The sequence below is a fragment of the Pseudomonas sp. FYR_5 genome (genome assembly GCF_043106315.1).
GTDB classification, from domain to species: domain Bacteria; phylum Pseudomonadota; class Gammaproteobacteria; order Pseudomonadales; family Pseudomonadaceae; genus Aquipseudomonas; species Aquipseudomonas putida_Y.
This window is the reverse complement of sequence record NZ_JBICMK010000131.1, coordinates 26,395-53,258: the sequence shown is the minus strand read 5'-3', so window position 1 is coordinate 53,258 and position 26,864 is coordinate 26,395. Positions and strand designations below refer to the sequence as shown.

Below are 26,864 nucleotides of genomic sequence, written 5' to 3'. Positions count from 1 at the left end.
GCAACGGTGAACGGCGGGTGGAAATTGGCCAGCAGGGCCGGCCTCTTCGCGGGTAAACCCGCTCCTACGAAGACCGGCAGATACAAAAAAGCCCGCAGCGAATGCGGGCTTTGTCGTATCTGGCCGTTTGATCAGAACCGATAAACTTCCATATCGGTGCGAATCGGCGAGGCCATCGGGATTTTGGGTTTCTCCGGCCCTTTCTTCACCTGCTTCGGTGCAGCGGACTTTTTCGGTGCCTCTTCGGCAATCGCCGGCTGGTTGGCCAGCGGCTTCACCGCTGTGCTCAACTGTTCGGCCAACTTCTGCAGCAGTTGCCCCTGGGCCTGCACCTGCGACGACTCACTGCCCTCGTGCTGTTGCTCGAGGTGAATGATGCGGTTGTCACGCACATGGCCACGGCGGTCCAGCAAACGCCACTGGGCATCCAGGATGGCCGGCTGGTTCTTGCCCGAGTCCAGGCGAGTGATCGACAACAGCACTTGCACGTCCGGGGTGAAGCCTTCGGTCGCCGGGGCCAGTACTACGCGCTGGCTGTCCAAGCGCCAGGCCAGTTGACGCACCAGCAGTTGGTCGATATCCGATGAAAGGCTACCAGCCCAACGACCGTCGGTCGCCGCGCTCAGGCTGCCATCAGCTTGACGCTGCAGGAACGTCTCACGCTGAAGATAATCGGCCACCGATACCGGGCCGAGTACAACGGCCATACCCGCACTCTGCGAAGGCTGGCCAGGATCACCACTGTCGAGCTGATACAGGGCAACCGGCTGATGCATGGTGCACCCGCCAAGGCCCAGCAGGCCAGTCATCAACAGCGCAAATGGAAGGCGCAGAAATTTCATCATCCCATCCAGGCGGCTGCCACAAGGCACACCGCAGTGATACATGTATATTCAAACGGGCACACGGCTACGCCGGCACCGCAAGGGGCATATCATCCGCGAAATAACCGTACGACTCCAGCGTTTCTGCCCGAAACGGCGTTGAAATTGCCGTTCCAGGCATTACAACCGGTTATGTCGGCACCTCCACCTGCAGCCCATCGACACGCTGGAACCCGCGTGGCAGCTTGCTGCCGCGCCGACCGCGCTCGCCCTTGTAGTGTTCCAGGTCGTCCGCCTTCAAAGACAGGGTACGCTTGCCGGCCTGCAATACAAGGGTCGCACCTTCGGGAATCACGGCTAGATCGGTCACAAATTCTTCACGGCTGGCCACCCGGTCACCCGGCACGCCAATGATCTTGTTGCCCTTGCCTTTACCCAACTGTGGCAAGTCGCTGACCTTGAACACCAGCAGGCGGCCTTCGGTGGTCACCGCCGCCAACCAGTCCTGCTCGCGATCAGCCACTGGGCGCGGGGTCATGACCTTGGCCCCGTTGGGCAAGCTGAGCAAGCCCTTGCCGGCCTTGTTCTTGGCCTGCAGGTCCTCACCCTTGACCACAAAGCCGTAACCGGCATCCGAAGCCACCACGTACAGCGCATCGTCGTCAGGCAACAACACACATTCGAAAGTCGCCCCCGGTGGCGGCGTCAGACGGCCAGTCAGCGGCTCACCCTGGCCACGCGCCGATGGCAGGCTGTGGGCGGCCAGCGAGTAGCTGCGACCGGTGGAATCGATAAGCACGGCAAACTGGTTGGAACGCCCGGCCGCGGCAGCCTTGAAGCCGTCGCCGGCCTTGTAGGAAAGGCCAGTGGCGTCGATATCGTGGCCCTTGGCGCAGCGCACCCAGCCTTTCTCCGACAGCACCACGGTGACGGGCTCAGTCGGCATCAGCTCATTCTCCGACAGCGCTTTGGCTTCGGCACGCGCTACGATCGGCGAACGACGATCATCGCCATAGGTTTCGGCATCCTTGATCAGCTCGCTGCGCACCAGCTTGCGCAGTTTGGCCTCGCTCCCCAGCAGGGCCTGCAGCTTGGCTTGCTCCTTCAGCAACTCATCCTGCTCACCGCGGATCTTCATCTCTTCCAGGCGCGCCAACTGCCGCAAGCGGGTCTCGAGGATGTAGTCGGCCTGGATCTCGGTCAGCTCGAAACGCTCGATCAGGGCCTGCTTGGGGTATTCCTCGGTACGGATGATGTGGATCACTTCATCCAGGTTGAGGAACGCGGTGAGTAAACCGTCCAACAGGTGCAGACGCTTCTCGACCTTATCCAGACGGTGCTGCAGGCGGCGACGAACGGTATTGGTGCGGAACTCCAGCCACTCTACCAATATGGTTCGCAGGTTTTTCAACTGCGGACGGCCGTCCAGGCCGATGATGTTCACGTTGACCCGGTAGGTGCTTTCCAGGTCAGTGGTAGCGAACAGGTGCTGCATCAGCTCGTCGACATCCACGCGGTTGGAACGCGGGATGATGACGATACGGCACGGGTTTTCGTGGTCCGACTCGTCGCGCAGGTCGGCGACCATCGGCAGCTTCTTGGCCTGCATCTGCGCGGCAATCTGCTCCAGCACTTTGGCCCCGGAGACCTGGTGCGGCAGCGCCGTGACGACGATGTCGCCATCTTCGACGCGGTACACGGCGCGCATGCGGATCGAGCCGCGGCCGCTTTCGTACATCTTGAGAATTTCTGCCCGCGGCGTAACGATCTCTGCCTCGGTCGGGTAATCCGGCCCTTGGATGTGCTCGCACAACTGCTCGATGGTCGCCTTGGGCTCATCGAGCAGTCGCACACAGGCACTGGCCACCTCTCGCAGGTTGTGCGGCGGCACATCGGTGGCCATGCCCACGGCGATACCGGTGGTACCGTTGAGCAGGATGTTGGGCAGGCGCGCGGGCAGCACGGCCGGCTCCTGCAACGTGCCGTCGAAGTTCGGCACCCAGTCCACGGTGCCCTGGCCGACTTCGCTGAGCAGCACTTCAGCGTAGCGCGACAGCCGCGCCTCGGTATAGCGCATGGCGGCGAACGACTTCGGATCATCCGGCGCACCCCAGTTACCCTGGCCATCGACCAGGGTGTAGCGGTAGCTGAACGGCTGCGCCATCAGCACCATGGCCTCGTAGCAGGCCGAGTCGCCATGGGGATGGAACTTGCCGAGCACATCACCGACGGTACGCGCCGACTTCTTGTGCTTGGCATCGGCATCGAGCCCCAACTCGCTCATGGCATAGACGATGCGTCGCTGCACCGGCTTCAGGCCGTCGCCGATGTGCGGCAGGGCACGGTCCATGATCACGTACATGGAATAGTTGAGGTAGGCCTGTTCGGTGAAGTCAGCCAGCGAGCGGCGTTCGACGCCGTCCAGGCTGAGTTCCAGTGAGTCGCTCATGCGGGCCTCGTCATTATTTCAGGTTCTGGCGCAGCAGCATGGTGCCACCGCGCTGGGTAAATTCAAGTTGTTGCAGGGCACTCATGCCCAGCAGTACGGTGGGGCCGTCCAGGCCCGGCACCACGATGGCGCGTACGTTCTGCAGGCGGATATCGCCCAGTTGCAGGCTGGCCAAGCGCGTGCGGTAGCCTTCGGTGCGGCCGTTGGCGGTGCTCAGTAGCACGGGGCTACCGCGCTCCAGGCTCAGTTCACGGGCCAACGCCTCCGGGATCGCCACGTCGGTGGCGCCGGTGTCGAGCATGAAATGCACCACCTGCCCGTTGATGGCACCATCCACCACGAAGTGGCCCTGGCCATTACTCAGCAGGCGCACTTCGATATAGCCTGCACCATGCTCGGATTGCACCTGGCTGTTGGGGTTACGCTGGCTGTCTTCCCACTGGCCGAAAAAGCGCGTGGCAAGAAACAGCGCCGCCGCCCAGGCGACGATCATCAGCACCCTGCCCGCGCGCTTGCCCGGCGCCTGGCTCATGGTTTGGCGCTCCAGCCGCCTTGCGGTGCGTCGAAGCGCCAGACGACCGGGCGGGTTTCGCCATCGGCTCGGGCGCTGTTGTTGTTGTCCAGGCCAATCCAGGCACCCTTGGCATCGATCACCAGTGCTTCGGCCAGACCAAACGGCTGCGCGTAACGCCGTGACTCGACCAGCGCATCGGCAGCGAACGACCAGCAACGCTCGACCTTGCCACTGTCGGCATCACGCCGGCACACCCGGTAGGCGTTACGTTCTAGGGTAAACAGCTTGCCCTCGAACCAGGCCAGGTCCGCGAAGTCGCGCGACAGGGCCCGGGCATTGGGCATTTGCGCCGGTTGCATCTCGACCCCGGCCTCGCTCAGCAGCACGCAACTGCGCCCGCAAGTCCATACCGACTGCCGGCGCTCAATGGCCACCAGGCCACGGCGCTCACGCTCGGCGGCCAGCCACAGGCGGTCGCCCGCCGGGTTGATCGCCACACCTTCGAACAGGGCATTGAAGTTCAGCAGCATGCCGCTTGCCCGGGCCTGGCGCACCATGGCCGAGTCGATCCTCAACCAGTCCGGCTCGCCTTCCAGCGGCAATTGCAGCACCGCGGCATGCGCTTCGCTGACCAGATAGAGGTTACCCGCCTGATCACAGGTGATACCTTCGAAATCCAGCTCGCCACCGCGAATGTACGATGCCGCCCAGTTGCGCGACTTCAACCCCCATGGCAGGCCGCTTTCCGGGACAGCCGGCGGGGTGAAGGTAAGCGGCTGCGCGCGCCAGGTGGGGTTCTGCTGATCGAAGCGGTAGATACGGTCGTCGTCACGATCGGACACGCCCCACAACCCGCCCCGGCATTCCACCAGACCCGAAAGGTTGCCACCGCGCATACCGTCGATCGGGTGCTCGGCTCTCATCTTCAGCTCTGGCCAGTTGCCCGCCAGGCAAGGCAGGGCAACCAGCGCCAGGCAAACGGCAAGGACTTGCCGAATCAAACCATGACCTCAGCCAGGTTGCCCTTGGTTTCCAGCCAGCTCTTGCGGTCACCGGCGCGCTTCTTGGCCAGCAGCTTGTCCATCAGCTCGCAGGTAGCTTCTACATCGTCCAGGGTCAGTTGCACCAGGCGCCGGGTGTTCGGGTCCATGGTGGTTTCGCGCAACTGCGGCGGGTTCATCTCGCCCAGGCCCTTGAAGCGTGTTACCTGAGGCTTGCCACGCTTCTTCTCGGCCACCAGGCGGTCGAGGATGCCGTCACGCTCGGCTTCGTCGAGGGCATAGTAGATTTCCTTGCCCAGGTCGATGCGGTACAGGGGCGGCATGGCCACATAAACATGCCCAGCCTCAACCAGTGCCCGGAAGTGTTGAACGAACAGCGCACACAGCAGTGTGGCGATGTGCAGGCCGTCGGAGTCAGCGTCGGCGAGGATGCAGATCTTGCCATAGCGCAGTTGCGCAAGGTCGGTGGCACCCGGATCGACACCAATGGCCACGGCAATGTTGTGCACTTCCTGGCTGGCCAGGACTTCGCCACCGTCCACTTCCCAAGTGTTGAGGATCTTGCCGCGCAGCGGCAGGATGGCCTGGAATTCCTTGTCCCGCGCCTGCTTGGCCGAACCACCGGCCGAGTCACCCTCGACCAGGAACAACTCGGCACGCATCGGGTCCTGGCCCGCACAATCGGCCAGCTTGCCGGGCAATGCCGGGCCCTGTGTGATGCGCTTGCGCTCGACCTTCTTGCTGGCCTTGAGGCGGCGACCGGCGTTGCTGATGGCCAGTTCTGCCAGTTGCATGCCCAGCTCGGGGTGGGCGTTGAGCCACAGGCTGAAAGCATCCTTGACCACGCCGGAGACGAACGCGGCGGCCTCGCGTGATGACAGGCGCTCTTTGGTCTGCCCGGAGAACTGCGGGTCCTGCATCTTCATCGACAGTACGAAGGTGATGCGCTCCCAAATGTCTTCCGGCGCCAGCTTTACCCCGCGCGGCAGCAAGTTGCGGAACTCGCAGAACTCACGCATGGCATCCAGCAGGCCCTGGCGCAGGCCGTTGACGTGGGTGCCGCCCTGGGCAGTGGGGATCAGGTTGACGTAGCTTTCCTGAATGCTGTCACCGCCGTCGGGCAGCCACAGCAAAGCCCAGTCAACCGCTTCCTTGTTACCCGCCAGGCTGCCACAGAACGGCTCGTCGGGCAGGCGCTGGAATTCGTTGACCGAGTCGACCAGGTAGGAGCGCAGGCCATCTTCGTAGTGCCATTCGACCTTTTCGCCGCTGGCCTTGTCCTCGAAGCTGACCAGCAGCCCCGGGCACAATACCGCCTTGGCCTTGAGCACGTGCTTGAGGCGGCTGATGGAAAACTTGGGCGAGTCGAAGTACTTCGGGTCGGGGCTGAAGTACACGCTGGTGCCGGTGTTGCGCTTGCCGACAGAGCCGACCACTTCCAGCTCGCTGGCCTTGAAGCCATCGGCAAAGGTCATCTGGTATTCGTTGCCGTCACGTTTGACGCGCACGCGCACCTGGGTCGACAGGGCGTTGACCACCGAGATGCCCACCCCGTGCAGGCCACCGGAAAACTGATAGTTCTTGTTGGAGAACTTGCCGCCGGCGTGCAGCTTGGTGAGGATCAGCTCGACCCCGGACACGCCCTCTTCCGGATGGATGTCCACCGGCATGCCGCGGCCGTCGTCGCTGACTTCCAGCGAATGGTCGGCATGCAGGATGACCTGCACCGAACGCGCGTGGCCGGCCAGTGCTTCGTCGACACTGTTGTCGATGACTTCCTGGGCCAGGTGGTTGGGGCGGCTGGTATCGGTGTACATGCCCGGCCGCTTGCGGACCGGATCAAGGCCCGAGAGGACTTCGATGGCGTCTGCGTTATAGGCGCTAGCGCTGGGATTGGCCATAGGGTCTCGTCGTCAGTCTGGTGAATGCAAAAAAGTCAAAATACAGAAAAATCGAGCGCCGCATACTGCCCACGGGCAATGCCGGCGAACGCCAGCAGTGCCGGCAGGCGCTCGGCGAAGCCCTGGAAGCTGTGGTCGCCACCGGCCTGGATACGCAGGGCACAAGCACGGTAATAGTGCTCGGCGTGTCGATAGTCCAGGGTTTCATCGGCGGTCTGCAGCCACACTTGATAGCGGTCGGCATCGGCCGGGGCCGCTACTTCCAGCTCGGCCAGGGCCTGCACGTGATCGTGGGTCAGTTCCCAGGTTTCACCGCTGTAATGATTGCGCTGGGTGCCCAGGTAACCGTCGAAATGCTTGTGCGGGGTTACCGCCGGGTTGACCAGCAGGGCCTTGAGGCCATGGCGCTCGGCCAGATGGGTGGCATAGTAGCCGCCGAGCGAACTGCCCACCAGCAGTGGCGCCCCCAGTTCGGCGATGGCCGCTTCGAGCTGGACCATGGCTTGCCGTGGGTGGTGGTGCAGGGCCGGCACTCGCAGCTGGTCGGCCAGGCCGAGCTGCTGCATGACTGCCTCCAGCTGACGCGCCTTGGTCGAAAGCGGCGAACTGTTGAAGCCATGGATATAGAGGATGGAACCCGACATGCTGCCCCCGGAATCTGTGGCTTCGCGCCTGATAATGCGGGCGCAGGGACGCGCAGTGTAGCGCGTTCGCCGGGTTTTGGCGCCGCACAGGGGTTTTAGCAACAAATTCTTCAACAGCTTTGAAAGTGCCGGGGGTGCTTTGCGCCCCTGTCGCGACACAAGGCCGCTCTCACAGGGGTACGCGATCTCCTGTGGGAGCGGCCTTGTGTCGCGATAGGGCTGCGCAGCAGCCCCCAAAATCATCAATAGCCAGGGCTATCGAAGTCGAGCTGCACCTCGAAATCCAGCGCCCGCTCCACCCCGGTCTCCAGCCGCCCATCGGCATGCAGGCGCAACCAGCGGTACCCCGGATGCTCTTCGCTCACCTGGAAGTCTTCGCTGCGCGCCGCGAACTGAATGCAGGTCGACGGCGTGGCCAGCAGGCGCCGCCCCCCTCGGACTTCATCCCATTCCTGATGCACATGCCCCCATAACAAAGCCCGTACCTGTGGATATCCTTCAACGATATCGAACAGCGCCTGGGCATTGCGCAAGCCGATCGGCGCGATCCAGGCGCAGCCGATGTCCACTGGCTGATGGTGGAAGCACACCAGGCAATGCCGCTCGCCGGCCTCTTTCAAGGCGGATTCCAGTACGGCCAGCTGGTCATCTTGCAGAACCCCGTGGGTAGCACCCTGCACGGCGGTGTTGAGCATGACCACCCGCCATGCGCCAATATCGGTCACCGCCTGCACCAGTTCCGGCGCCACCTGCGCCATCACCTGAGCCTCGTCATGGTTGCCCGGCAGCCAGCGAGTGGGTACGGCAAACGGTGCGGTCAGCTCCCGAAACGCTTCATAGGATGCCACGCTGGCATCCTGGGACAGGTCGCCCGTGCACAGCAGCAAGTCGACAAGCGGCTGCTCGCGCCGCACCTGGGCCACCACGTGGCGCAGGCTGTCGCGGGTCTTGAGGCCCAGCATGCTGCCAGCCGGGTCAGCGAACAGGTGGGCATCGGTCAGTTGCACCACGTGCACAGGGCGGGATTGGTCTGGCGGCGACAACGGCCATCTCCTCGAATGGATTCAGCGGGGATTATGGCTGGGCGATGGTGACGAGCAAACACCCGCAACCGACTCACGTCACAATTCAGCGAACACTTGCCAGTTCGTGGCCGCAAGCCAGGCAGTGGCTAAGCCATTCACCCAGGAACAGGTTGAGCTGGGCCTTTTCGTCCGGCTGGTGCATGGCGTCGTTCGGATACGGGTAGATGCTGCGCAGGCGCCGGGTGTGTTCGGCACTGACCACTTCGGCCATGCGCGCATCGTGATACACCTGCACTTCCAGGTGTGGCACTGGCAACCAGGGCAGGCTGTGTTCCTGGCGCACATGCAGGGTGGTGGTGTACGGGCAGGCCAGCACCACGTCGATTACCAGCACGCCGAGCATCTGGTCGCCCTGGGTCATGCCGATGCGGCGCGAGCTCTGGGTGGTGCGCATGTCGGGCAACAAGCGCATCAGCCGGGCGTAGTTGGCCTCGCAGGCTGCCTGCAGCCCGACCAGGTCGACTCGATAGCGCTCGCGCAGCAGGTTCACTTCCACATACCTCTTACTTCGTCACGGTTCAGCGCCAGCCATTGCAGGCCAATGATGGTTGCCGCGTTGCAGATGCGCCCGTCGCGCACCGCCTGCAGGGCATCCTCGAACGCCCATACGCGTACGCGAATGTCTTCGCCCTCCTCTTCCAGGCCATGCAACCCTCCCGCGCCCTCGCTGCTGCAACGGCCGAGGAACAGGTGAACGTATTCGTCACTGCCGCCAGGCGACGGGAAGTAGCGGGTCATCGGCCACAGGGCGCTGAAGGTCAGGCCGGCTTCTTCTTCAGCCTCGCGATGGGCGACTTCCTCGGGCTGCTCGTCTTTGTCGATCAGCCCGGCAACCATCTCGATCAGCCAAGGGTTGGCGACCTTGTCCAGTGCGCCCACGCGGAACTGTTCGATCAGCACCACTTCATCGCGCGCAGGGTCGTACGGCAGCACGCATACCGCATCGTGGCGCACAAACAGCTCGCGACTGATCTCGCGCCCCATGCCACCGGCAAATAGCTCGTGACGCAGGCGTAACTTGTCGAGCTTGTAAAAGCCCTGGAAGCAATTGGCCCGCTCGATGATTTCGAAGCCCTTGGGCACAGCGTTCAACGCGTCTGACATGGAAATCCTCATTACCTCGAATACTGCTTCGCGCCATCCTACTCCGCACGCCTGTTGGTTTCATCCCTTTCCAGCAACCGCTGGCGCACTCGGGACAGCAGCCCTTCACTCTGTTAGCTTAGTGGCGAACTGAAGGCCGCGCAGACGGTCAAAGGCCGACTTTTCCCTGTTCTGCAAGGATCATCATGACACTTGTCAAACTGACTTCCGTGGCCGTGCTGGCACTCGCTCTGGGCGCCTGCCAGAGCCTGTTCACGCCCAACTACCGGGCCCCGCTCGAGGTCAAGCGCGACGCCTGGGAGCATGTCAAACCCGGCTGCAGCGAGAGCGACTGCCCGCTGGTGAACATCGACATGATCCACTTCCCGGCGCTGCCCAAGCTCGACGGCATCGTCGAAAAACGCCTGCTGCAACTGACCGAAGACAATCAGCATGGCACCGCACCAGGCACCCTGCAGGCCTACGAACAGCAATATCTGGCCAGTGCCGACAAACGTAACAGCAGCTACTTGCAAGCCAAGGTACGCGAGCAGCATGACGGGCTGGTGATCATCGAGTTGTCCAGCTACCTGGACAGCGGTGGCGCCCACGGCATGCCCGGGCGCGGCTTCATCAACTATTCACGCAAGCTGGACAAGGTGCTGACCCTGCAGGACATGCTGGTGCCCGGCCAGGAAGACACCTTCTGGAAAACCGTCGAAGAATCGCACCGTGCCTGGCTGATGAGCGTGGGTATGGACAAGGATGCCGAGTTCGTCAAGACCTGGCCGTTCAAGAAATCGCCGCACGTCGCCCTGACGTACGGCGCGGTAGTGGTCAAGTACGAGGTCTATGCCATCGCGCCCTATTCCATGGGCCACGTGGAACTGAAGATCCCCTACCCGCGCCTGAATGGCGTACTCAAGCCTGAACTGTTTCCCGGCCGCGGCTGAGGCTCAGTAACCCATGCAGCACACCTGCCAGCAGCAATGCGGGCAGGGTCGCGCCCAGTTCCGGCGCCTTGGCGGCAATCAGGTGATAGGCTACCGCCCCGGCAAACCAGGCCACCAACGCCTGCCAGTGCAAGCCATTGACCTGGGCTGGCAAACGGCGTCGACGGACCACGTAGTGGTCCATCAGCACCACACCGAACAGCGGTGCGAACACCGAGCCAATCAGCAACAGGAAGTTTTCGTACTGTGCCAGTGGCGCCAACAGGGCGATCAGGGTGCACAACACGCCGATGGCCAACGCCAGGTGCTCGACCTTCAGCGGTAGCAGCACACCGGTGGAAACCGCTGCCGAGTGAATGTCGGCGAAGGCCTTTTCCGACTCGTCCAGCAGAATTAGCAGCAGCGGGATCCCCATGCCGGCGCCCGCCAGGGCCAGCAACAGCGCATTGACTTCGCCACTGGCGGCGAACGCCAGCGTGTAGGCCACGCCCAGGCTCATCAGCCAGGTGTTGCCGATGAAATAGCCAACTACCGTACCGCCGAACACATGCTTGCCATTGCGGGCAAAACGCGAGTAGTCCGCGATCAGCGGCAGCCAGGACAGCGGCATGGCGATGACGATATCGAAGCCAACCGCCAGCGACATCGAACCATCCCCGGCACGGTTCCACAGCTCCGCCAGGTCGGCCTTGGCGAACAGGTTCCAGGTCAGCCAGAGGCAGGCGCCCAGCAACAACCAGATGCCCCAGGCGCGCAGCACCTTGCGCACGAAGGCCAGTGGCCCGCTGACAGCCAGCAGGGTGGCCAGGGCACCGAAGCACAGGGTCCAGAGCATGGGGCTGTTCCAGGCACTTTCCTCACCGAACGCCCGTGCACCCAGCAAGCTGGCAGCATCGCGCATGACGATGATCTCGAAAGCGCCCCAACCCACCAGTTGCAGCAAGTTGAGCAGCGCCGGCAAGCGCGCGCCATGGCTGCCCAGGCTGAGTTTCAGGGTACCCATGGCGGACAGCCCGGTGTCACTGCCGATAACCCCCGCCGCACCCAGCAACAGCACACCGACACCGGTGCCCAGGGCGATGGCCAGCACCGCGCCAGCAAGGCCCAGACCTGGCGCCAGCATGGCACCGACTTGCAGCACCATCAGGCCGATGCCGAGGGAAAACCACAGTGAGAACAGGTCGCGAGCACCGAAGATGCGCTGCTGGATGGGGATTGGATGGTCGGGAGAGAACTGGCTGGGTGATGTCATTGTCATGTCCGCAGGAATGATGGTGAGTGGCATGCACCACCCTGTGGGAGCGGGCTTGCCCGCGAACACCGGCAAAGCCGGTGCCATGCACCGCAGTGCTTGCTTCGCGGGCAAGCCCACTCCCACAGGGTAAGGTGCTGCGGTTTAGACTTTGTGGTACAGCTGGCTGCCTTCCTGGCGGAACCGCTCGGCCTGCTCACGCATGCCTTGCTCGACCGTCACATCCACGGCCTCGATCTTGGCAGCGTACTCACGCACTTCCTGGGTGATCTTCATCGAGCAGAACTTCGGCCCGCACATCGAGCAGAAGTGCGCGACCTTGGCCGATTCCTTGGGCAGGGTCTCGTCGTGGAAAGCACGGGCGGTGTCCGGGTCGAGGCCCAGGTTGAACTGGTCTTCCCAACGGAACTCGAAACGCGCCTTGGACAGGGCGTTGTCGCGGATCTGTGCACCCGGGTGGCCCTTGGCAAGGTCGGCGGCATGCGCGGCGATCTTGTAGGTGATGATGCCGGTCTTGACGTCGTCCTTGTTCGGCAGGCCCAGGTGCTCTTTCGGCGTAACGTAGCAGAGCATGGCGCAACCGAACCAGCCGATCATCGCCGCACCAATGCCCGAGGTGATGTGGTCGTAACCCGGCGCGATGTCGGTGGTCAGTGGGCCGAGGGTGTAGAACGGCGCCTCGTCGCAGCACTCCAGCTGCTTGTCCATGTTCTCTTTGATCAACTGCATCGGCACGTGGCCGGGGCCTTCGATCATGCATTGCACGTCGTGCTTCCAGGCAATCTTGGTCAGCTCGCCGAGGGTTTCAAGCTCACCGAATTGCGCGGCGTCGTTGGCGTCGGCAATCGAGCCAGGGCGCAGGCCGTCGCCCAGCGAGAAGCTGACGTCGTAGGCCTTCATGATTTCGCAGATTTCGTCGAAGTGGGTGTACAGGAAGTTTTCCTTGTGGTGCGCCAGGCACCACTTGGCCATGATCGAGCCACCACGGCTGACGATGCCGGTGACGCGCTTGGCGGTCAGGGGTACATAGCGCAGCAGCACACCGGCGTGAATGGTGAAGTAGTCCACGCCCTGTTCGGCCTGCTCGATCAGGGTGTCGCGGAACAGTTCCCAGGTCAGGTCCTCTGCCACACCGTTGACCTTTTCCAGGGCCTGGTAGATCGGCACGGTACCGATCGGCACCGGCGAGTTGCGAATGATCCACTCGCGGGTTTCGTGGATGTGCTTGCCGGTGGACAGGTCCATGACCGTGTCCGAGCCCCAGCGGATGCCCCAGGTCAGCTTGGCCACCTCTTCCTCGATCGAGGATCCCAGGGCGCTGTTGCCGATGTTGCCGTTGATCTTCACCAGGAAGTTGCGGCCGATGATCATCGGCTCGACTTCCGGGTGGTTGATGTTGGCCGGAATGATCGCGCGGCCACGGGCGATTTCCTGGCGAACGAATTCCGGGGTGATTTCTTTCGGGATGTTGGCACCGAAGCTGTGGCCGGCATGTTGCTCATTCAGCAGGCCGGCGGCGCGGGCCTCCTGTAGCTTCATGTTTTCGCGGATGGCCACGTATTCCATTTCGGCGGTGATGATGCCCTGACGGGCATAGTGCATCTGCGAGACGTTGGCGCCGGCCTTGGCCCGGCGCGGGTTGCGCACATGGGCGAAACGCAGCTTGGCCAGCTCTGCATCGTTCAAGCGCTGCTGGCCGAAGTCGGAGCTCAGACCTTCCAGGCGCTCGGTGTCACCGCGGGCTTCGATCCACGCCGAACGCACATCGGCCAGGCCTTTGCGCACGTCGATGATCACGTCGGGGTCGGTGTACGGGCCAGACGTGTCATACACCAGCACCGGGGCGTTGGCCTCGCCGCCGAAATCGGTCGGAGTGTCATCCAGGCTGATTTCACGCATGGGGACGCGGATGTCCGGGCGCGAGCCTTCGACATACACTTTGCGCGAACGCGGGAACGGTTGTACGGACTGCTGATCGACTTGTGCCGATTCGCTGAGGTTGATCGTTTTTTCTTGTTTGGTCATCACAGGCTCTCCTGACGGCTTCCTAGCAGTGGAATGTCGGGGTGAACCTGAAACGCGCGGACGCACCCTCTTTGGGTGCAGTGCCGGATATGGGGGTGCCTGAAGCTGTATGCAGCTGTGACAATCCCGGACCTGGCACAAGAGGCTCCCCGGGAAGGTGAGCAATCTTGTTCCCTACGCAGGCGCTAACCTGATCAGGTTCAACGGGATCCGCACCTCTGCGATCTCAGCCTTTGCTTCAAGGCACCCCGACAAGAACATGCGCAGTCTAGACTGGAGTGGTCAGCAAAGCCAAGCAGGTAAATGCGCGGATGATGAAAGGCACACCGAGCGATTGTTGCCGGGTGCGCATGGCACTACACTGGCCCATCGCTCGATACTCAACAGTTCAGTAATTAAATTTCGTACAAGGATTGCCTCTATGCTGCGCAAACTCTCACTGGCGATAGCCGTGTCTTGTGCGTCCAACGGAGTGGTCTGGGCAGCGGACGTGCCCTCGACAGTCAAGACCGATCTGGTCAGCGTCTACCAGGAGGCAGTGGACAACAACGCCGACCTGGCTGCCGCACGCGCCGATTACGGTGCGCGCCGCGAAGTGGTGCCGCAGGCCCGCGCCGGGTTGCTGCCAAACCTGTCGGCCGGTGCCGAGATGATGAACACCCGCACCAAGCTGGACGAGCCGTCCATGACGTCCAATCGCAGCGGCAACTCCTGGAGCGCGACCCTGGCTCAACCGATCTTCCGCGCAGATCGCTGGTTCCAGCTGCAAGCCGCCGAAGCAGTCAACGAACAGGCAGCCCTGGAGCTGTCGGCGACCGAGCAAAACCTGATCCTGCAAACCGCGCAAAACTACTTCGCCGTCCTCCGTGCCCAGGACAACCTGGCCGCCACCAAGGCAGAAGAAGCTGCCTTCAAGCGCCAGTTGGATCAGTCCAACGAGCGTTTCGACGTGGGCCTTTCGGACAAGACCGACGTGCTGCAATCCCAAGCCAGTTATGACACTGCACGCGCCAACCGGATCATCGCCGAACGCCAGGTGCAGGATGCCTTCGAGGCCTTGGTGACCCTGACCAACCGTGAGTACACCTCTATCCAGGGCGTGGTGCATAGCCTGCCGGTACAAGTGCCAACGCCCAACGATGCCAAGGCCTGGGTCGAAACCGCCGGGCGCCAGAACCTCAACCTGCTGGCCACCAACTACGCGGTTTCTGCCGCAGAAGAAACCCTGCGTCAGCGCAAGGCCGGGCATGCACCGACCCTGGATGCCGTGGCCAAGTACCAGAAGGGTGACAACGATAGCCTTGGCTTCACCAACCCATCGCAACTGGGGGTGCGCTACAGCGGCGATGTCGAGCAGACCAGCGTTGGCCTGCAACTGAACATACCGATCTACAGCGGCGGCCTGACCAGCTCGCAGGTACGCGAGGCTTACCAGCGCCTGAGCCAGAGCGAGCAACAGCGTGAAAGCCTGCGCCGCCAGGTCGTGGAAAACACCCGCAACCTGCACCGCGCAGTGAACACCGATGTGGAACAGGTGCAGGCGCGCAAGCAGTCGATCATTTCCAACCAGAGCGCGCTGGAAGCCACCGAAATCGGCTACCAGGTCGGTACCCGCAACATCGTCGACGTGCTTGATGCCCAGCGCCAGCTGTACACCTCGGTGCGCGACTACAACAATAGCCGTTACGACTACATCCTCGACAACCTGAGCCTGAAGCAGGCAGCCGGCACCCTGAGCCCGCAAGACCTGCAGGACCTGAAGCGCTACCTGAAACCTGACTACAACCCGGACAAGGACTTCCTGCCGCCGGACCTGGCGGCAGCAGCGGCCAAGAACTTCGAGCGCAGGCCTTGAGATAGGGGCTGGACTCTTCGCGGGCTTGCCCGCTCCCACACGGTGCCAGGCCTGAAGGCATGATGCACCTGTGGGAGCTGGCTCGCTGGAGATAGGCCTCCAAAATCTCCAGCCCTGAACGACAACGCCTAGGCGGCTACGGCAATCGTCGAGTCGATGCGTTGAACCGACATATCACCAATTAGCGCAGGCCCCGCAGGTTCAGGGGCGAACGCAGCCATTGCATCAACAAGATTCCCCAGGTTCGGTAGCGAGTGCTCGACAGCAAACAGCGACGCCCCTGCGGAAAGGGCTGAAACCTCTGGCACGGCAACCGCTTCAGATGTGACCATTGCCGGCTGCGCAAAGATAAAGTCCTCCGCTGTCACCTGCGCAACTTCGAGCGCATCCAGGTACAGCATCTTCACAATACCTTCCTGCCCCGGCACTGCCTGGGTATCAACGGCTACACCGTGGATCTGCGCAAAGTCATTGAGTTTGAAGCGCTGGACTTTGCTGACGTGCAGATCCTCGAAGCGACTGATGCCTACCTGGGTCAGGTCAATCTTGTCGATACCGTGTCGGAACCCCCGAAGGGTGTTCTTGTAATCGCTCACACCTTCTTGTTTTGTCACCAGAAACACGCTGGGCGCAACCGTCGGCGGGGAATATATCGTGCCTGCCAACGAAGCCACCAACTGCCCGGAGGCGTCACTGGCAAGCGACACGCCACCTGCACCACCGGTAAGCAGAACATTCGCGCTGACAGGCGGGGTCGTCTGCTCTTCAGGGCTGCCCTCGAAATAACCTGGTGCAGCGGTGAAAGCGTCAAGGAAACGGAAGTTCGCTGACCGCAGTTCGGCAATCGTAGTGTCCGCAAGCGTCAGCTTCTGCCCACTGCCAAGGTCGAGCACAGTCGAATTGCCGTCCTGTTGCATCTGCAAGTCAGCAAACCCTGAACCACCAAAGCCGACCAGGTCGATCACCTCACGCGAAGTCTCGAACTGCTTGAGTACATCATTACCGCCTGCACGCCTGTGGATGACAAAGCGGTCGGTACCCTCACCCCCCTTGAGGAGATTGTACCCACGGCCACCATCCAGTAATGCCCCGGCGGTCCCGGCAATCAAGGTATCGTCGCCATCACCACTGATAAGGTTTTGCACCGAACCAGGGGCTATGGTGAGCGCCGCACCGGCAATACTGGCGCTGCCGCTGGCCAGATCCACCGAGATACTGCGACTTACTGCAGCCGCGTTCAACGTATTGCGCCCGCCAGCGGTGCCGCTGATGGCATCGTCAAGCTTCGCGCGCCCTGGGTTTTCTGCCACCAGGTTCGCGTAGTCGTCGGTGAAGTAATAGACATCATCGGTGGTGCCGGGGCTGCCGACGAGGCGCAGCGTCCAGCGATCAAGCGTTAGCGGTAAGCCAGCAACAGCATTACGCACCTCAAGCTTCCACTCCCCAGCCGAGCGCTCTGCGCGATGATGGGTCGACATGAACCCATATTTGAACGCCCCTGAACGCGAATCGCCCAGATCGTCATCACCCGAGCCCGGCGCCTTGCCTGTGCGATCGAGCAGTACGCTGCGCGTGCCGCCAGGCGACACCAGCGTGAGCGTCATGTCGCCAAGGCGGCCGACCATCGAGTGGACATCGACCTCCACATGCTCCACCAGCAAATCAGCCGGCAGGGTCAAAGACAAAGTCGCAACCTGCCCCGCCGCAACCTGTTGAGCCACTGGTTCACTGCTGGCTGTCAGCAGCCGTTCATTGGCCTTGGTCGCCCGGCTCCCCCAGGACTCGGCAAGGCGCACCGCGGCGCGGGCGTCGATCATGCCAAAGCCATAGTCGTGGCTGGCGTGCATGCCACCGCCATTCCAATTGCGCCCTGCGTTGTAAGCCCATTGGGTTGATGCGTCATCCACTTTGCGCGCAGACAGTGCGAGGATCTGCTGAACATCCCGGTAACCCAACCCCGGGTTGGCCTGCAACATCAACGCCACCACGCCTGAGACGATCGGCGCGGCGAAGCTGGTGCCCTGAGTCGTGCTGTAGGCGCTGCCGACCGACGCACCGCGCTCCGCTTCAAGGCTGACGCCACTGGATAAAACATGGCTCCCCGGTGCAGCGACCAGCAAGCTGGAACCTGGATTGGAAAAGGGTGCCGTGGCAGCTTGCAGCACCGAGAGGTCTGCCTTTGCATTGATGGCCGCCACTTCAATGGCGTGGCGGTTGTTGTTGGTCAGCGAGCCCTGTGCATTACCGCCTTTATGGCGCTGGTTGCCACCAGAGGCAACGACGATGGTGCCTAGCCCGCCACGGCCGTTGGTGGCGGCAAGCGTAGTGCTGAATGCCAGCGCCAGAGCAGTATCGACTTTTCCTTCTGGAACATTTGTGAGCCCGAAGTCCGTTTTGAAACCCCAACTGTTGTTGGCTATGTCGTAGTTGACCATTTGCCCCAGATTGGTCAGGTCATCGCCTTTGTTGGCCAGGTAGTGCCCGCCGATCTTCGCCTCATATGCGATGCCGATCCCTCCTTGATCATTATTGCGCGCGCCAACCATGACCCCAGCCACTTGAGTGGCATGATTGGACGCCAGAGCGGGCAGCGTGCCATTGGTGCGTTGGGTTTGCAGCCAGATGGGATCGATATTCGGCTTGAGATCGGGGTGCCCGATGTCGAAGATTTCCGGCGCCACGGCAAACTCCCCTCCCGGCTCGAACTGCCCTATCCTCACCCCCTTGCCCGTGAAGTCACGCCATACCGGCGCGACATTGATCTCGTCCAGATACCACTGCCGCCCCGACAGCGGGTCAGCGGGGGATTGTTCATGGCGCAACGTTACCGTTGCCCGCAAGGGTGCTGATGCAGCACTGCCCACCTCGGTCACACTCATGGACGCGTTGCCGGCAGCATCGACCAAGTCGTAGCGGAAACTGACATCACCGTCATGGCCTGGTAACGGCGTGACCTCCACATCACCCTGCTCGTTCAGCCGCACTGTTGCACCCTTGCCAGCGCTGACTGAGGCGATGCGCAATGGCCCGCTGCTGCCAAGTGGCTGATCATTGCCCAGCAGCGCCGTTGCAGGGACTATTAGCGCCGTATCAGTGGTGGCGAATGTAGCCAGTTGCTCAGGCGAGAGCCTGTCGCCGATTGGCATGGCGCCCCCGCCGAGAAGATCGACGGCAGCAATGTCGGCGAAGCTGAGTTTCTGGATGTTGCTCAAACTCAGACGGCCATCTCGTCCCGCCACGGTGTCGGTGATCAGGTGGCCCGATTCGGTACGTGTGATCAGGTACTCGTCGTGAGCACCATGCAAACTGACCAGGTTGGTGCCCGCGCCTCCGTCGATCGTGGCATCGCCGCGTCCGGCCTCGATCACGTCATCGGCAGCACCGCCCGTAATCTGATCAGCGCCACCACCGGCGTAAATGATACTTCCGCCCGCCGAGGCCCGGATGCGATCCCCCTTGGGGCCCGCATAGATCACCGACTTGCCGGTACCACCAATGATGTCGTTACGGCCCGTACCGCCAACCAGCACATCGTTGCCGCCACCGCCAATCAGCAAGCTGTCGCCCGAGCCGCCCTTGATGAAAACTCCGCGTTGACCGCCGCTGGCGATGATGTCCTTACCCCGCCCGCCTTGCGCAATGGTCAGCCCGGCCTTGGCCATGTTCAGCCCAACGCCATGCTCCCCCACGATCAGTGCCGTGTCGCGCCCACCATTGCCCTGCATGTTCGCCCAATCGTCGCTGGCACTGATCACGAATACATCGTCGCCCGCCCCGCCGTGATAGGTGTTGCTGCCACCGCCACCAACCAGCCAACTGCCCTCTGGGGCCGCGGTCAAGACATCATCGCCCGCGCTGCCGTACAGCGTCTGTACGCCGAGCGCTGCGGCGTCCAGCGTGCTGCCTTGAGCACTCTGGCTGATGTAGGCCCTTCGGGAAGTGGGCCCGCTTGACGAAGTCAGTAGAGTGCCACCCTCCTGGGCCTCGATCCGATTACCGACGGTATCGGCGAGAAACCTCACCGCCAGTACTTCCCGGTCCTCACCATTAACAGTGAAAGCGCCTCGGGAAATGACCTCGTTACCCTGACGCACCTCTCCTACCGGCTCGACCTGGCCGAGCTTGATCTGGCTAATGCCATGCTCCTGCAATGCCCTCAGCTCACCGGCATCGGCACGCCCGTCGTGGTTGCCATCGACCCACACCTTCAATTGCGCCCAGACGGCGTCTTCAACATTGATGACGCCATCGGCGTTGGCGTCAACACTTGCCAGGGCGGCGAAGCCATCCTTGAACGGCGTTTCACCAGAGCTGCCATCGCTGCCTGCCTTGCCGCCGTAGTATTCGGAGAACAGCTGGCTGACGTTGCTCACCTGGCCGGTACCGTTGTCATGCACCAGCATGCCGGTCAGCCGGTCTGCCCAGCCGGTGCGGCGCAGTGAACCACTGTTATCGATATCGAACAGTACGCCTTCCTCGATACCCGTCAGACCAACGCCCTTGCCGCTGAGGTCGAGCAAGAGCGGGTCGACAAACGTGTTCACCGTAGTCATTGCTGCCAACCCGTTGAGTACCACGGCATTGCGCAGGCTGAAATCCGGTTGTTCATTGCCATCACGATAGAACTGAGCCAGGTGCTGATTGGGTCGCACGTTGGGGTCGATCTGGAGCTCGCCGGGGCGAACACCACCGGTGGCCAAACTGCCCAACTGAGCGGAGGTGAAGTCGGTGTTGTCGAGGGTGCTGTCGGTGAATGCGATACTGTGGGTCAGGCGACGATCGACGTAGCCGTTGGAGACGTCATTGCGGATATCGTCCTGGCCTTGGAGGTCGCGGCGGGATTCGGTTGTGGGGGTGATTTCGATGTTCAAGGATGGATCTATAGCCCCTGGATTCTCAGAATCTACGAGTTCGGAGATCACACTGGCCAAGCCATTTCCCGCAACTTCTCCTATTGAATAAAGAAAAGATGCAATGGCGGTCGGCGAATCAATACGAGATTTCCAGTACTTGGCCATGCCACGCATATCATCCGGAGCCACTACAGTGCTATTAGCCATTCTACTATCAGTCTGAATGGACAACCAAAACTCACTACCCGGGCTTCCCGCCGCATCCAGTACCTTTTTCCAATATGACTCGCGATACTCCGGATCGGTTAACTCAAACACAGAGTTCAAAGTCCAGGCATCTTTCGACCTACCCAAGCTTTTAAATACGTCACTATGGAAATCCCAAACCTCCATATGATTTGGATCACCATCTAACGTACCATCCATCACCCTGCGCTCTTGAAGCTCCAAATAAGCTTTCCCCATTTCCAATCTTACTTCTTCAACATCTGCCTCGCTCATGGGGCGCCCGGCATCTGCCTCAGTTCGTTTCATGAAATTTATAGCAGCCAACCCTGCTATGGAGTTGCCTTTAGCAACGCCATTGGCAAGCACGGCATATCGATCCCCCTTCATAGCCATATAGTCATACATATCCCCAACACCTTTGGACTCAAAAATTTTACGCGCAACCGCTATATCTTCTTTTGTCAACCCCGACATTTGCCACCTCATCTTCTGCTATTGATTAAAAAATCGACCACTGAGCGCCTCACTTCCAACCACCGCACTAACTTATCAGGGCGCATTATCACCTTGACGAGTACGTCTCCAAACACTACAAATGTCATTCCGCACGAATAGTAATTCGGCACTTTCGGGCGCCAGCTGCAATACCCCACAGCAGCCAAGTCATCGAGCTCACCCTGCCAATAGATAAGCTTCTTGTGATTTTCAAAAATCGTGTCACGCGCCTCTACACGATAGAGGCTGCTTGACTCATCGTACTCAGCAAGCGTTATTGTTTCTGCTGGGCTTTTCCGCAAAAGAAAATCGAGTTGACGCCGTAAATCCCCCTCTCTTGCAGTTATCGGGCCCACTGCGACCAACAGCCCCTCATGCTCCAAGCCCTGCCGGAACACTAGACTGTCATCCGCCGGCTCGAGCTCTGGCCAGGTCATTGACAAAAATACAGATACCAGGTTTGCGTCACAGCCTTTTTTGTTATAAATAAAGCCAGGATCAAAAGAGCTTTTTCCCTCATATTCTGGCCAAAATGGAAAGTACAACCTAGAGAACTTGTACACTTCCCCTGAAATTCTGCCGCACACGAAAGGATCAAACGTTACCTCCCCTGGCTTCCAAGGTTCGCTTTTCCAAGCCACAACTATCATCACCAGCACGGGAGTCAACAAGAGTACAGCGGAGCAAAGCCTCAAAAAATTCCAAGCCCATAGGAAAAACAAACATGGTATTTTTCTCATAATGACTTAGCGCTCCTTCAGCTTTCTCGGACATGCAACCAAAAGAGGGCAGAATCTAACTTTGATCATTTCCCTTCTCCTTGCCTTACACCTCGCCTTGCAATTCTTCAATTCTATTAACCACACACCTCAACTCACCCCGCAAAAAATCAACACTCACAAGAGCCTGCCCTCTTATCACGCTAAGCCTGACGCGCCTCTTCCACATCGGACATTTCCATCCTGATTATTTATCGACCCGATACCTCGCAGCATTCATGAAAAACTCACCCACTGCCAAAGCAATGTTATGCCACTCCCCAAGCCTCTCCCATAAAAATTCCACATTAACAATTGCATCCCCTCCGGGTATCAAAAACTTCAAATAGCAACGCGAGTAATTGGCCTTGGGTTCCACCCAGTTGCAATAACCGATGTATTGCATGCGTCCCTTGGCCTCCAGCCAGAAAAAGCCCTTGCGCCGATTAGGAAATTCACTATCAACACCCTCGAGAAAATTCAGGCCGAGATCTTCGTTCAGCTTGCTAGCCTTAACTAGAGCCGCGGGTGTTTCACGAAGATAATGCTGGAGCTGTTTTCTCAACCCTGCTTCCCCATGCAGCCAAGGCCCAATTGCGACCGATATCCCATCAAAGCGAAAAGACGTCGCCTCACCGTAAGAGACGGGCTGCATCTCCGGCCAACTCATTGCCATATAGAGTGACGCCAAGTTTGCACCACAGCCTTTTTTGATATTTATAAATACCGGCTCCCAAGAACTCTTGCCCTCATCCCCAGACCAATAGATCACATACTTCCTAGGGAGCTCATAAACAACACCCGAGACCTTTCCACACACCATTGGATTAGGGGTCGTCAGCTTCTTCGGCGCCCAAGTCGGGGTAACAACAATGGCGACCAACAACCACGCCACACTTAGCAACAACAACAATTTGCTAAAACCCCACAGCACCAAACCAAATCTTCTACACAGCGCAATTAGCTTTCCGAACAGCACCTTCACAAAGAGAAAGATATACCTGCAACCAATCATCACCCCTCCCTAGAGCCAGTCTGCCCATATCAGCCACTAAGCAAACTTCGCTTCAGACAATGCATGAACTTCTCCAAAATTTCTTTCGCACAACACGGAAATGCTGCTCCCAGCCCCAAACGCATCTGAACCACCGAGACCGACAGCACAGCAACTCGCCATGCCAGCCAATATTATTGGCACTACAGATCCGCATTAAGCTCCAAGCCGCTCTATATACAATGCACGCATTTTTATATTTCATTCATCGCTCCTTCAGACTTTCCTTTGCATGCCGCTGCAGGGGACTCAAGAAGAAACTGATAACCCTGCGCCTATCCACAATCACTTCTGCACGCACAGCCATGCCTGCCGTCAACGGCAAGTCATTATCCCCTACGCGCAAAGCTTCCTTGGCCAACTTGATTCGAGCGCTATACAAAAGACCGTGCCGGTCATCCTCAATGGCATCATCGGAAATACTCTCCACCACCCCCGGTACAACGCCATACCTAGTAAAGGTGAATGTCTCGATCTTCACTTCCACGTGCTGACCCGGAAAAACAAAGCCGATATCTTTGTTCTCGACTTTCACTTCCACTTCCACCGGCTCGCCCGTCGGCACAATGACCATCAGTGTCTGCGCGGGTGTAACCACCCCGCCCTGTGTATGGATCGCCAACTGCTGGACGGTGCCGTCAACGGGGGATGTCAGTACCTTGAGGCGATGCCGCTGCTCGGCCTTGTTCAACTCCTGCTCAAGGGTTGCAATGCGCCGTTGCGCCTCACCGTGAAGGTCGAGCATGGCTCTGCGCAGTTGGGCAATGGCACCGCTACGGCGGTGCTGAGCAGCAAGCCGTGCAGCGTTCAGTTCGTCGATGCGCGAGCGCTGGAGTGCCAGTTCGCGTTCCTGCTCCAGGCGGGCCTGCTCCTTTTCCAGGTAGGTGTGCTTGGCCACGGCCGATTCGCTGAACAACAGCTTGTAATCCGCCGTCAGTTGGCGGGTGATCACCAACAGTTGCCGGAGCGCGTCAGCCCGGCCCTGGGCGGAACGGATTTCGGCAGCGCGTTGACCGATTTCGGCATCGGCCTGTTCCAGCGTGGCCTGCAACTCCAGGTATTGCCCCTCCAGCCAGCGCTGCGCGCCTGCCTGCTGCGCGGCCGTGGCCTGCGGTATCAATGGTGCCAGGGAGGCAGGTGCCACATCGCCGTCCAGCGCACTCAGCAGTGTGCTGGCGCGGGCCTGGTCGATCTGTGCAGCCAGCAGTTCGCTGCCCAGGCGCTTGATATCAGCCTCGGTCAACTGCCCTTCCAGTTCGACCAGCACATCGCCTTTGCGCACCGGCTGGCCATCGACGACGTGGATCGACTGCACCACCGCGACCTCGCTGGCCTGTATCAACTTGCTACTGCCACTGGGCACGATCTTGCCTTCGGCACTGGCGATGACATCGATCTCACCGATGCAAGCCCAGGCAAGCGCCAGCCCGATGAACATCAGCAGGCTCCACTGCAGGTAGCGCGGCAAGGGATGCACTGGCGTTTCCTGCAAGGACAGTGCCGCAGGTAAAAAGGCCAGTTCGTCGGCTTCACGTACGGGGCCGTCCATGCACCGGCGCTTTCGCCATGCCGTCCTCCACGCATCCCGGTAGCGCTCGGCAAGGTCCTTGAACGCCACACTCATACGGCGGCCCCGAGCTGCAGTTGATGCAGGTAGGCATAGGTGCCCTGTGGATAACCCAGCAGCTCATCATGAGTCCCTTGCTCGATGATCTGCCCACGCTCCATGACCACGATGCGGTCGGCATGGCGTACTGCCGAAAGCCGATGGGCAATGATGATGACCGTGCGCTGCGCGCAAATCCGCGCCATGTTCTGCTGGATGATCCGTTCGGACTCATAGTCCAGCGCACTGGTGGCTTCGTCGAAAATGAGGATGCGTGGGTTGCCGAACAGCGCTCGGGCGATGGCTATGCGCTGTCGCTGCCCACCCGACAGGCTGGCGCCGTGCTCACCAATCAGGGTTTCGTAGCCATCCGGTAATTCGAGGATGAACTCGTGAGCACCCGCCAGCGTCGCTGCGGCGATCACTTCTTCAAGCGGTGCTGCTGGGTTGCCGAGGGCAATGTTCTCGCGCACGGTGCGCCGAAAAAGCACGTTGTCCTGCAACACCACGCCGATCTGCCGACGCAGTGACGCCACATCGGCTACCGCCAGGTCAGCACCGTCGAGCAATACCCGCCCCCGCTCAGGTGAGTACAGCCGCTGAATCAAGCGTGTCAGCGTGCTCTTGCCTGACCCCGAGCGACCTACAACGCCTATCACTTCTCCGGCGGCGATCTTCAGGCTGACATCGCGCACCACTTCGCCCCCGTCCGGCCGATAGCGAAAACACACACGATCGAGTTCGATCTGCCCGACAAGTGTGGGCAGCACCGTGCCCTTGCCTTGGTTGACCTCGGTACGGGTGTTGAGAATGTCACCCAGGCGTTGAATCGATACCCCTGTCTGCTGGAAGCTGGTCCAGAGTTGGGCCAGGCGGATGATGGGCTGCGACACGCGCCCTGCGAGCATGTTGAAGGCGATCAGCTCGCCCACCGTGAGTGCGCCTTCGATGACCAGCCGGGCCCCCAGCCACAAGGTGGCTACCGTGACCAGCTTGCCGATCAGGCCGACGCTTTCATTGGCCAGACTGGAAAGGTTCTGGGTCTTGAAACTGGCAGATACATAAGCGGCCAACTGATCATTCCAGCGCCGGGTCACCTGAGGTTCCACGGCCATCGACTTCAGTGTGTCGATGCCGTTGACCGCCTCGACCAAAAAAGCCTGGTTCTCGGCGCCGCGTTGGAAGCTTTGATCAATCAACGCCCGCAGTAGCGGAGTAACGACCAGGGATACGAGAAAGTAGAAAGGCAGCGAGCCAACGACGACCAGCGTCAACCATCCGCTATAGAGGAACATGACAGCGATGAAGACCACCGAGAACAGCACATCCAGCACTAGCGTGATGCTGTTGTTGGTCAGGAAACTTCTGATGTTCTCCAGTTCTCGCACTCGGGCAACCGAGTCACCGACTCGCCTGGCGTGAAAATAGGCGGTTGGAAGATCGATCAAATGCCTGAACAGTTTTGCACCCAGTTCGACATCGATTCTTGACGCTGTATGAGCTGCCACATAGGTACGCAACCCACTCAGCAATGTTTCAAACAGAACGACGACCAATAAACCCAAGGCGATAACATCCAGCGTGGTCAAACCGCGATGCACCAGGACTTTGTCCATTACCACCTGAAAGAACAAAGGCGTCAGCAAAGCCAGTATCTGAATGACCAGGGAAACCACGAGCACTTCGCCCAATAGCCGCCTGTACTTCACCAGAGCAGGAATGAACCAGGTAAAGTCGAAGCGCGACAGCCCTAGGGGCAACTGGGCATCGGAGCGAACCAGAATGAGTTCTCCCGACCAGCGCACCACCAGTTCCGCGAGGGTCAGCGCTTGCGGCGCGCGGGAGTGCGGGTCCTGCACCAGAACCTGCTCGCCCTCCACGCGCGCGATGATGAAGTACTCACCACGCGTATCCACTGCAATAGCGGGCAAAGGCGTATGCTGCAGCCGGGCCGGATCGACGCTGCGGTGTCTGGCCTTGAGGCCAAGTTGCTGAAATGCCCGAAGTAGTGTGCCGGTAGAGAACCGCTCACCCGCTGCTGCATGATCGTGCTGCAACTGCTCGGCAGAGACGGCAACACCATGGTAACGCGCCAGCGTGATAAGACACACCAGCCCACTTTCAATAGTGTTGGCATTGCCATCAGATAAATCAGCCATCACGCCACCTCTTATGAAAACCGGACATGAGGCGATACTAGCCCGAAGCAATAGGACAAACGTCCTACAAGCTTCCGACGCAAGCGTGTGACACTTCTGACTTTTAAAGTCTATTCGTAGGAAGT

At 60.5% G+C, this 26,864-nt stretch carries 18 protein-coding genes and 1 riboswitch; of the genes, 2 read left to right on the top strand and 16 right to left on the bottom strand.

Annotated elements, in window-relative coordinates; all coding sequences use genetic code 11:
- Positions 1–131: 131 nt before the first annotated feature.
- From ACF8RA_RS25815 to ACF8RA_RS25775, 9 genes are all read right to left on the bottom strand, one after another.
- Positions 132–842, bottom strand: a complete 711-nt coding sequence (locus tag ACF8RA_RS25815) for a membrane integrity-associated transporter subunit PqiC (protein ID WP_176683131.1) — start codon at positions 840–842, stop codon at positions 132–134.
- A gap of 172 nt (positions 843–1,014) precedes the next feature.
- Positions 1,015–3,273, bottom strand: a complete 2,259-nt coding sequence (parC, locus tag ACF8RA_RS25810; protein WP_014859646.1) for a DNA topoisomerase IV subunit A — start codon at positions 3,271–3,273, stop codon at positions 1,015–1,017.
- Between the two features lie 13 nt (positions 3,274–3,286).
- A complete protein-coding gene (locus tag ACF8RA_RS25805) occupies positions 3,287–3,805 on the bottom strand; it encodes a TIGR02281 family clan AA aspartic protease (RefSeq protein WP_176683129.1) in 519 nt (172 codons plus the stop codon).
- Entirely contained in the window at positions 3,802–4,788 is a 987-nt protein-coding gene (locus tag ACF8RA_RS25800; RefSeq protein ID WP_209969703.1) for an esterase-like activity of phytase family protein, read from the bottom strand. Before ACF8RA_RS25800 ends, ACF8RA_RS25805 begins: the two co-directional genes overlap by 4 nt.
- Entirely contained in the window at positions 4,785–6,689 is a 1,905-nt protein-coding gene (gene parE / locus ACF8RA_RS25795) for a DNA topoisomerase IV subunit B (protein WP_392514155.1), read from the bottom strand. The genes ACF8RA_RS25800 and parE overlap by 4 nt, the downstream gene beginning before the upstream one ends.
- 35 nt (positions 6,690–6,724) lie before the next feature.
- Positions 6,725–7,333, bottom strand: a complete 609-nt coding sequence (locus ACF8RA_RS25790) for a YqiA/YcfP family alpha/beta fold hydrolase (RefSeq protein ID WP_176683126.1) — start codon at positions 7,331–7,333, stop codon at positions 6,725–6,727.
- Between the two features lie 242 nt (positions 7,334–7,575).
- Entirely contained in the window at positions 7,576–8,376 is an 801-nt protein-coding gene (cpdA, locus tag ACF8RA_RS25785) for a 3',5'-cyclic-AMP phosphodiesterase (protein WP_176683125.1), read from the bottom strand.
- An 85-nt stretch (positions 8,377–8,461) separates the two neighbouring features.
- Complete coding sequence (locus tag ACF8RA_RS25780; protein WP_176683124.1) at positions 8,462–8,914, bottom strand: DUF1249 domain-containing protein; 453 nt, start codon at positions 8,912–8,914, stop codon at positions 8,462–8,464.
- Complete coding sequence (locus ACF8RA_RS25775; RefSeq protein ID WP_003249478.1) at positions 8,905–9,522, bottom strand: NUDIX domain-containing protein; 618 nt, start codon at positions 9,520–9,522, stop codon at positions 8,905–8,907. The genes ACF8RA_RS25780 and ACF8RA_RS25775 overlap by 10 nt, the downstream gene beginning before the upstream one ends.
- Positions 9,523–9,707: 185 nt before the next feature.
- On the opposite strand from ACF8RA_RS25775, the gene ACF8RA_RS25770 reads away from it, so the two are divergent.
- Entirely contained in the window at positions 9,708–10,454 is a 747-nt protein-coding gene (locus tag ACF8RA_RS25770) for an RsiV family protein (RefSeq protein WP_176683123.1), read from the top strand.
- Here ACF8RA_RS25770 and cytX read toward each other — a convergent pair.
- Positions 10,423–11,706 carry a putative hydroxymethylpyrimidine transporter CytX gene (cytX, locus tag ACF8RA_RS25765; RefSeq protein ID WP_332730669.1) on the bottom strand — a complete coding sequence of 428 codons (1,284 nt, stop codon included), beginning with the start codon at positions 11,704–11,706 and terminating at the stop codon, positions 10,423–10,425. The two genes, ACF8RA_RS25770 and cytX, sit on opposite strands and share 32 nt — an antisense overlap.
- Positions 11,707–11,850: 144 nt before the next feature.
- The gene (gene thiC, locus ACF8RA_RS25760; protein ID WP_021783856.1) at positions 11,851–13,731 is read right to left on the bottom strand and encodes a phosphomethylpyrimidine synthase ThiC; all 1,881 of its coding nucleotides are present in this window, start codon (positions 13,729–13,731) and stop codon (positions 11,851–11,853) included.
- 154 nt (positions 13,732–13,885) lie between these two features.
- A riboswitch (TPP riboswitch) is annotated at positions 13,886–13,992 on the bottom strand.
- A gap of 160 nt (positions 13,993–14,152) precedes the next feature.
- On the opposite strand from thiC, the gene ACF8RA_RS25755 reads away from it, so the two are divergent.
- On the top strand, positions 14,153–15,586 hold the full coding sequence (locus ACF8RA_RS25755) for a TolC family outer membrane protein (RefSeq protein ID WP_021783855.1): 1,434 nt from the start codon (positions 14,153–14,155) through the stop codon (positions 15,584–15,586).
- A gap of 128 nt (positions 15,587–15,714) precedes the next feature.
- Here ACF8RA_RS25755 and ACF8RA_RS25750 read toward each other — a convergent pair whose 3' ends face one another.
- The 5 genes from ACF8RA_RS25750 to ACF8RA_RS25730 form a co-directional block, all read right to left on the bottom strand.
- The gene (locus ACF8RA_RS25750) at positions 15,715–21,072 is read right to left on the bottom strand and encodes a S8 family serine peptidase (RefSeq protein WP_392519691.1); all 5,358 of its coding nucleotides are present in this window, start codon (positions 21,070–21,072) and stop codon (positions 15,715–15,717) included.
- 77 nt (positions 21,073–21,149) lie between these two features.
- Positions 21,150–21,821 carry a hypothetical protein gene (locus ACF8RA_RS25745; RefSeq protein ID WP_392514157.1) on the bottom strand — a complete coding sequence of 224 codons (672 nt, stop codon included), beginning with the start codon at positions 21,819–21,821 and terminating at the stop codon, positions 21,150–21,152.
- A 307-nt stretch (positions 21,822–22,128) separates the two neighbouring features.
- Positions 22,129–22,935, bottom strand: a complete 807-nt coding sequence (locus ACF8RA_RS25740; RefSeq protein ID WP_176683121.1) for a hypothetical protein — start codon at positions 22,933–22,935, stop codon at positions 22,129–22,131.
- 244 nt (positions 22,936–23,179) lie between these two features.
- Positions 23,180–24,598: an HlyD family type I secretion periplasmic adaptor subunit gene (locus tag ACF8RA_RS25735; RefSeq protein ID WP_392519690.1), complete on the bottom strand. Its 1,419-nt coding sequence runs from the start codon at positions 24,596–24,598 to the stop codon at positions 23,180–23,182.
- Positions 24,595–26,739, bottom strand: coding sequence for a type I secretion system permease/ATPase (locus ACF8RA_RS25730; protein ID WP_392519689.1), 2,145 nt, complete (start codon positions 26,737–26,739; stop codon positions 24,595–24,597). The genes ACF8RA_RS25735 and ACF8RA_RS25730 overlap by 4 nt, the downstream gene beginning before the upstream one ends.
- Between the last annotated feature and the right edge of the window lie 125 nt (positions 26,740–26,864).

What these genes read in the sequence shown, in the direction of transcription:
- ACF8RA_RS25815 (WP_176683131.1), bottom strand. Translation starts at nt 842, where the DNA reads ATGAAATTTCTGCGCCTTCCATTTGCGCTGTTGATGACTGGCCTGCTG.
- parC (WP_014859646.1), bottom strand. Translation starts at nt 3,273, where the DNA reads ATGAGCGACTCACTGGAACTCAGCCTGGACGGCGTCGAACGCCGCTCG.
- ACF8RA_RS25805 (WP_176683129.1), bottom strand. Translation starts at nt 3,805, where the DNA reads ATGAGCCAGGCGCCGGGCAAGCGCGCGGGCAGGGTGCTGATGATCGTC.
- parE (WP_392514155.1), bottom strand. Translation starts at nt 6,689, where the DNA reads ATGGCCAATCCCAGCGCTAGCGCCTATAACGCAGACGCCATCGAAGTC.
- ACF8RA_RS25790 (WP_176683126.1), bottom strand. Translation starts at nt 7,333, where the DNA reads ATGTCGGGTTCCATCCTCTATATCCATGGCTTCAACAGTTCGCCGCTT.
- ACF8RA_RS25775 (WP_003249478.1), bottom strand. Translation starts at nt 9,522, where the DNA reads ATGTCAGACGCGTTGAACGCTGTGCCCAAGGGCTTCGAAATCATCGAG.
- ACF8RA_RS25770 (WP_176683123.1), top strand. Translation starts at nt 9,708, where the DNA reads ATGACACTTGTCAAACTGACTTCCGTGGCCGTGCTGGCACTCGCTCTG.
- cytX (WP_332730669.1), bottom strand. Translation starts at nt 11,706, where the DNA reads ATGACATCACCCAGCCAGTTCTCTCCCGACCATCCAATCCCCATCCAG.
- thiC (WP_021783856.1), bottom strand. Translation starts at nt 13,731, where the DNA reads ATGACCAAACAAGAAAAAACGATCAACCTCAGCGAATCGGCACAAGTC.
- ACF8RA_RS25755 (WP_021783855.1), top strand. Translation starts at nt 14,153, where the DNA reads ATGCTGCGCAAACTCTCACTGGCGATAGCCGTGTCTTGTGCGTCCAAC.
- ACF8RA_RS25750 (WP_392519691.1), bottom strand. Translation starts at nt 21,072, where the DNA reads ATGTATGACTATATGGCTATGAAGGGGGATCGATATGCCGTGCTTGCC.
- ACF8RA_RS25740 (WP_176683121.1), bottom strand. Translation starts at nt 22,935, where the DNA reads ATGATTGGTTGCAGGTATATCTTTCTCTTTGTGAAGGTGCTGTTCGGA.
- ACF8RA_RS25735 (WP_392519690.1), bottom strand. Translation starts at nt 24,598, where the DNA reads ATGAGTGTGGCGTTCAAGGACCTTGCCGAGCGCTACCGGGATGCGTGG.
- ACF8RA_RS25730 (WP_392519689.1), bottom strand. Translation starts at nt 26,739, where the DNA reads ATGGCTGATTTATCTGATGGCAATGCCAACACTATTGAAAGTGGGCTG.